Consider the following 543-nt stretch of genomic DNA (forward strand, 5'->3'; position numbering starts at 1 on the left):
GATATTTTCGCCCGGCCGCTTTTTGACTTCCAGCGACACCGCAGGTTTACCGTTCACGCGGGCATAGGATTCTGCGTCCTTAAATGTCCGGCGAACGGTCGCCACATCACCAAATGTAATCACTTTATCGCCAGACACTTTAACCGGCATTTCCATCACATCTTTGATGTTGTCAAAGACCGATGGCAGCTTGATCGGAAACCGTCCCTGTCCGCTGTCGAGCGTACCTGCCGCCACAAGCCGATTATTACGCGATATCAGATTATAAATATCTTGTTGATCCAGATCGTAGCTTTCCATCAGCAGCGGATCGACCAGAATCTCAATCATGTCTTCCCGATCACCACCGATATCCACTTCCAGCACTTCGCGCATGCTTTCAAGCTTATCTTTCAGATCGCGGGCGATAGTAATCAGCGCCCTCTCTGGCGCTGTGCCCGACAACATGACAGTGATGGCCGGGTTTTCAGAAGCCATGGTGACTTCATTAACCGTCGGCTCGTCTGTGCCGTCCGGCAATTTCGCCTTTGCCAGACTCACTTT

1 protein-coding gene is annotated in these 543 nt (G+C 51.4%); it reads right to left on the reverse strand.

Annotated features, from left to right (window positions below; translation table 11 throughout):
• Positions 1-543 (reverse strand): efflux RND transporter permease subunit (locus ACYP03_RS23940; RefSeq protein WP_459782355.1); only part of this gene is annotated, 543 nt, incomplete at both ends.

The organism is Photobacterium sp. R1 (assembly GCF_054600795.1).